The sequence below is a fragment of the Neisseria sp. P0001.S005 genome, from assembly GCF_051963715.1.
Genome location: NZ_JBQCTZ010001008.1, coordinates 1 through 254, shown reverse-complemented (window position 1 = coordinate 254; position 254 = coordinate 1). Strand labels below are relative to the sequence as shown.

The 254-nt window shown below is 44.9% G+C and carries 1 rRNA gene; it reads right to left on the bottom strand.

Annotated features, from left to right (window positions below):
- Nucleotides 1-135: 135 nt before the first annotated feature.
- Nucleotides 136-254 (bottom strand): 23S ribosomal RNA (locus tag ACTHSP_RS23875); the annotation flags it as partial.

The following is a 254-nucleotide window of genomic DNA, read 5'->3' as shown; positions in this document are numbered from 1 at the left end:
GGGATGGGAAGGCGTGGGACCAACTCGCTATGGCCGCCAAACTTAAACTGTTACAAATCGGTAAAGCCTTAATCAATTATTTAGTGATGACTGAATCAGTCAGTAAGCTTTTATCTTTGAAGTTCTTCAAATGATAGAGTCAAGCCTCACGAGCAATTAGTATGGGTTAGCTTCACACGTTACCGCGCTTCCACACCCCACCTATCAACGTCCTGGTCTCGAACGACTCTTTAGTGTGGTTAAACCACAAGGGA